This is a genomic window from Deltaproteobacteria bacterium, assembly GCA_009930495.1.
Lineage (GTDB): Bacteria > Desulfobacterota > Desulfovibrionia > Desulfovibrionales > Desulfomicrobiaceae > Desulfomicrobium.
Window position 1 is genome coordinate 1 of record RZYB01000160.1, and the last position, 6,023, is coordinate 6,023.

The 6,023-nt window shown below is 57.6% G+C and carries 4 protein-coding genes and 1 tRNA gene; 1 reads left to right on the forward strand and 4 read right to left on the reverse strand.

The window, feature by feature from the left end:
• Positions 1–324: 324 nt before the first annotated feature.
• A tRNA-Arg gene (locus EOL86_11420) sits at positions 325–401 on the reverse strand.
• An 18-nt stretch (positions 402–419) separates the two neighbouring features.
• Between EOL86_11420 and EOL86_11425 the strand changes: the two genes are divergently transcribed.
• Entirely contained in the window at positions 420–2,249 is a 1,830-nt protein-coding gene (locus EOL86_11425; protein NCD26184.1) for a hypothetical protein, read from the forward strand.
• Here the strand turns inward: EOL86_11425 and EOL86_11430 are convergent.
• The 3 genes from EOL86_11430 to EOL86_11440 all read right to left on the reverse strand — a co-directional run bounded on the left by EOL86_11430 (position 2,243) and on the right by EOL86_11440 (position 5,957).
• Positions 2,243–3,085: a hypothetical protein gene (locus tag EOL86_11430; protein ID NCD26185.1), complete on the reverse strand. Its 843-nt coding sequence runs from the start codon at positions 3,083–3,085 to the stop codon at positions 2,243–2,245. The genes EOL86_11425 and EOL86_11430 overlap by 7 nt on opposite strands.
• A 154-nt stretch (positions 3,086–3,239) precedes the next feature.
• Positions 3,240–5,237 (reverse strand): elongation factor G, encoded by a 1,998-nt coding sequence (locus EOL86_11435; protein NCD26186.1) that lies wholly within the window; start codon positions 5,235–5,237, stop codon positions 3,240–3,242.
• 6 nt (positions 5,238–5,243) lie between these two features.
• Positions 5,244–5,957 carry a hypothetical protein gene (locus EOL86_11440; protein NCD26187.1) on the reverse strand — a complete coding sequence of 238 codons (714 nt, stop codon included), beginning with the start codon at positions 5,955–5,957 and terminating at the stop codon, positions 5,244–5,246.
• Positions 5,958–6,023 lie beyond the last annotated feature (66 nt).

Consider the following 6,023-nt stretch of genomic DNA (forward strand, 5'->3'; position numbering starts at 1 on the left):
TTCAGAGACGGAATACACAGTTCTGGGCGCAATTTCGATTATATTTTCAATGAACAAAGGTTGTTAGCTGCTAATGGCTAACCCCGAAAGTCGAGTTAATATTGACAATTTTTAGCAGTCAGAAATAAACAACGTCACCGCCGCCGCTCTATCACTCCCCACACTCCCATCAAGACGCATCCCCTGCGCCGTTCGAAAACCAACCTCACGACAAACCACTGGCGATAGAAGCCTTTGAAATGGGCACCTCGAAAAAAGTCCCGCCCAGAATCCACACAAAAAAAGAAGGGGTTACTGATCAAATTCAGTAACCCCTTGATTTCGTGGTGCGCCCGGCAAGATTCGAACTTGCGACCTACTGATTCGTAGTCAGGCACTCTATCCAACTGAGCTACGGGCGCGTCGAGAAATTGGCTTTTATGTGCGAAAGGAATAACCGTCAAGTATTTCTTGAAACATTCGTGCCGGCCGCGACCAATCCAGAAATCCAGCTCGCTTCTCCCGTAGCCGAAACAGATCGCGACGTGATATGCAAAAAAACATCGCTTCAAAACAAAGAGCGCTCCTTAAAAACCGTCTTCGATCACATCCTCGGGAACATAAACATGAACAAACAGCAGCCCCCTGAAACCAGCGTGGAACCCGAGATTGGGTTCGATAGCGTCTGTCTGGCCATGGCCGACCCAGCTTTCTATCCCCATCCGATCAACCGCCTTGAAATCAGACAGACCCATATCTCGACCGTATTTCTAACCGGAGAGTGGGTCTACAAGCTCAAAAAACCGCGCAATCTGGGTTTCCTCGACTTTCGGAGGCTTTCCGACCGCAAGCTGTTTTGCGAGCGTGAAGTCGTCCTTAATCAGCGTTTAACCAGCGGCGTCTATCAGGGCGTCGTGGGTATCCGCCAGGACGAGAACGGGAATCTCGCGCTGCATGGCAATGGGCGCATTATCGAATACGCCGTGAAAATGGCCCAGCTTCCGGATGAATCCAGCCTGGCGGCCCGCCTCGAGGATGGCCACGTCACGGACGAGGACATTTCGGCCCTGGGGCGCGTTCTGGCGGTATTTCATGATCAGGCCGAAACCAGCGCGGACATCGACGCCTTTGGCGAGCCGGACCTGATTCGGACCAACATGGAGGAAAACTTTACCCAGACCGCGCCCTTCGTGTCGGAGCATATGAACCCCGCCCACTGGGAATTCGTCCGCCAGGTTTGCCGCGCGTTTTGGAACACTCATCACAACCTGTTCCGCAACAGAATTGATCATGGCAAAATCCGGGACGGCCACGGCGATCTCCGGGCCGAACACGTCTATTTCCATCATGGCATCCAAATCATTGACTGCATCGAATTCAACCAGCGCTTCCGCTACGGTGACGTGGCCCTGGATCTGGCCTTCCTGGTGATGGATCTGGAACACCTCGGTCATCCGGAAATTGCCAGTCGCCTGCTGTCCGCCTACGCGCGAGCCACCCACGACCCGGAAATCCACGCCCTGCTCGACTTCCATGCCGCCTACCGCGCCCTGGTTCGACTGAAAGTGGCTTGTCTGTCCCTGAATCAGGCCGCGCCGGGTGGACATGCCGCGCTTTTGGCCAACATCAACAGCTATCTCTCCCAAGCCCGCGAATACGCCATGCTCTTTGGACGCCCCGTGCTCTGGGTGTTTCTTGGATTGCCGGCTTCCGGAAAATCGACCCTGGCCCGCATGGTGGCCCAGGCCCTGGACATACGTCTGTTCCAGTCCGACATCATCCGAAAACAAGACCCGGACTTTCCCAGCGACGGCGTCGCGCCATTCCAGTCCGGCAAATACCACCCCGTGCTCAAAAACAGAGTCTACGCCAAACTGCTCAACCTGGCGCACGACGAACTCAAACGCGGTCAATCCGTGGTCGTGGACGCCACATTTTCCAGCCACCAATGGCGCGAAGCCGCCATGGACCTAGCTCGGGACCGGGACGCAGGCCTCGTTTTCGTCGAATGCGCCTGTTCCGTGGATACCATCAGGCAACGTCTATCCCAGCGCGAGACCACGCCCGGCACGTCCGACGCACGGCTGATCCATCTCGAAGCCATGCTCGCCCACTACGAACCGTTCACCCCGCCACGGCCCCACATCCGCATCGACACGGACCTCCCCGTGGAACAGTGTCTGCACGACATCCTCATCCAAGGCCGCGCCCTGAAGCGGGTCCAGGCCAGGGAAATTCTGGACGATCTCGACGATTGCCGAGTTTACTGACGAAGGGGATAATAAGCTTGCGTGGAGTTGTGTTGCCAGATGAACTGGTGCACCATGGAGCCATCGGATAAAAACGTCACCGAACCCAGCACGGGCGAGGGTTTGTCCGGAGTTTCTCCGTAAACATAGATGAACCGATTGAATCGGTACAGTGGGCGACAGAATCCGCTCTGCTCGTCGTGGAGGATGAGGCGCCCGCTGACCGCCCGATCGTCCTCGATCCAAACCCGGCCCCGACCGGAAACCCGATACGTGCCAACATAATTTTCTTCCACGAATTCCTCGGTGGCGAGGCCGTGCATGAACCGGGCTTCGGAGCCATGCTTGAGGGCGTCCTGCCCGGATTCGTTGTTCAAAAGAACGGGAACAGCGGATGAAGCCGATCGACGGGGATCAGCTTTGGTCGTGGCGGGCAGTACCGGTTTTGTCCGACCAGAAGACGCGGCTGCAACGGTTTGGGGTTTGGGACGCGATGTCTTGGGAGCGGGACGCCTCACGACGGGCTTGACTGGTGTACGGGGCGCGATTTTTTTGGAAACCGGTGGGTTTGGCGTGATTTCCTTGGTCGGGACGGGTTCCGGTTGTCTCGATTGGACGGCAGGCGCGGATGTGGCCAAGGGCTGCGGCTTGGGTTCATTCCGTGACAGCAGATCAAGGGTGATGACCGCGTTTGGCCCCGGCTCGCCCATGGGCGGAAGGTCCAGCACCAGCCCCATCATGACATGCAGACTCAACGAACACAACGCACACAGCAGAAATCTGGCCGCCAACCCGACATGGCCTTGCGCTTCATCCACTTCGCTTCGCGGCAATTGCGTGTCGCGCACAATGTCCATATCGCCTCTTGCGGTGGTCCATATACCCACGCGCGGATCAGCCCTCTCCCCTTCAGCGATATTGCTCCACCTTTGCCCGGCCTGAACGCATTCAGTTCAAAACGTACCCTCCAAGTCTTTACTATGGGCACACATAGCCACTCTGTCGAGGGGGTCAACCAACCATGTCGTATCCGGAAAACACCAAACTGAAAAATGCCTTGCCCTTGGTGCGGGAGCGCAATTCCGTGGAAAAACCAAAAAGCTGACGCATCGGGGCGTGTGCACTAATCCGGGATTCAAATTCCGAAGTCATGACATCCAAGATGCGTGCGTTTTTACCCCCCAACAAATTCACGCAATCCCCGACGTACTCGGCGGGCATGCGCAATTCCATGCTCATGATCGGTTCCAAAACAACCGGTGCGGCCTGGGCCATGGCCGACTTCATGGCATCCAGCGTGGCCATGCGCACCCCCAGCTCGGTCAGGCCGCCCTCGAACGGCTCGACGGCCTCCAGGCGCGCGGTCACATCCGTGACCACGAAACCTTTAAGCACGCCAGCTTGCAAACTGTCCTCCATGGCCTTGAGGGCGATATCCGCATGGGCAAGATTGGGCTTGGCAGCCTGGCAGACATTGCCCGTGCCGCGCGGCGCGGGCTGGATGGTCACGCGTACGGCCCCCCGGTGGGTGTGCTCGCCGATGGTCCGGGAACAAGCGCCCTGCCCTTCGGCTTCGGCCTGAATGGTCTCCAGACAGATTACCTGGGGATTGCCATAACGGAAAGCAACCCCGCTCTCGCGACGCAGCCGATCCAAAACCACCTCCAAGTGCAATTCGCCCAAGCCCGCGACAATCAGTTGATCCGTGTCCTCATCGGTAAAGACGCGCAGGGTCGGATCTTCCATGCTGTAGCGTTCGAGCAAAGCCTGAAGCTTTTCGGTATCGCTGGCGCTGCCCGGCACCAACGCCACATTCAGCACCGGCTGCAGCACATCGATATTTTCCAGCCGCAGGGCTGATTTTCCGGAAAACAGCGTGTCCCCGGTGACGCAATCCTTCAGGCCCGTGGCCAAAACGATCTCGCCGGCCCGGGCCTCGACAGTGGGCTCGTGTCGGTTGGCATGGACCGTATACAGTTTGTGAATCTTCTCAAAACGTTCCAGGCGGGAATTATAGACAGCGCAATTCTCACCGATTTGGCCATTATAGACACGCAAAAAAATTTTCTTGTGCGCGCCTTCGAACATGACCTTGAATACAAACCCGACAAACTGATCCTCCCGAACCTTGTCCTCGCGCATCCGCTCCTGAACGTGCCTCTGGGAAAAGGACTCATCCGGGGCGGGCAAAAAATGACCGATTCCGTCCATGAGAGGCTGCACGCCCAGATTCTTGAGGGCGCTGCCGCAATAGATTGGAACGGCCCGACCGGCCAACGTGCCCCGACGCAAAGCCAGACGCAGCTCGGCCTCGTCCAGGGACTCGTCGGCAAGATATTTTTCCATCACGACGTCATCCAAATCGGCCAAAATCTCGATGCACGCCCGGCGGTGGGTCTCGAAATCCTCCGCCTCGGGCACATCGAGCTCCTGCACGGTGCTCCCCTGATCCGCTGGATCAAAACGGAGCATTCGTCCCCGGATCACGTCAAGTACCGCCCCCTCCTCGGTCCGCGAGGGAATGGTCACGGGAACGGGAACAACGCCAAAACGCGTCCCGATATCATCCACCACCCGCCAATAGTCCGCGCCGGGGCGGTCGGTCTTGTTGATGAACACCAGCTTGGGCAGATGGTATTTTTCGGCCTGACGCCACACGGTCTCGCTTTGGGATTCCACCCCGTTGACCCCGCAGAACACGACCACGGCCCCGTCGCAAACACGCAGGGAACGCTCCACCTCGACGTTGAAATCCACATGACCCGGCGTATCGATGATGTTGATGCGACAATCCTTCCAATCAATGGTGGTGCAGGCCGAGGTAATCGTGATGCCCCGCTTTTGTTCCTCCTCAAGATAATCCATGGTGGCGTTGCCATCGTGGACTTCGCCGATTCTGTGAATTTTATGAGAATAAAACAAAAGGCGTTCGGTCAGGGTGGTCTTGCCCGCGTCGATGTGGGCGATGACGCCAATATTGCGGAATAAATGGACGGAATGTTTCTTCATGGCGGCTCAAACGAACATGGAGGTTGTACGGCGAAATGTCGCCACGGAAAGCACGTCCCACGGCCAGCACCCCAAAAAACGCTCGGCCATGACCACGGGCGCGACACCTGGCTCGCCACCATAGGCAATATACGACTGGGAGCGGGGCAAGGTTTCGACGGTCACGGCACGATACGCCTGGACATAATCCGAATCCGGAAGGTGAATGGCAACGCCGTATCGGTCCGGGTCCGGACGCAGCAAGCTCGGCGCGCGCAGATCCAGTCCAGCCAGATCCACGACCACGCCATGGCCGCCAGACTGCACGGCATCAAGAACAGGGCCCGGCTCATGGGTAAAAATCTGATCCACGGACAGCAGGTCGCATCCGCACAACAACGCCTCCGAAACCGGTCCGGTGACATGCACGACCACGGTTTCGACCTTGGCCGCCACGGCCAAGACCATGGCCGAGCAAATCGCGGTCAAAGGAAACCGACGCAGGTCCACGGCAAAAAAAGCCCAATCCAGACGTTCATGGGTCACGCATTGTTCAACGTGGCCAAATCGCCGCGTTTCGGACACGGGCTCCGACCCGGTCTGGGCCAGGGCATGGGCAAAAGCCAGGGCATTCTTGATCACGGATTTGTGTACCGCCGGACAGGATTCATACGCCGCGCCCAAAGGCGCGTCGTCGATGTCCGGCGTGAGTCCGTGCTCGGCCAAAATATCTTCGATCACATCCACTCCTTGCAAAAAAGTTGGGCAGGCCATGCATGACCTGCCCAACTTTTTCATATTTCAAGA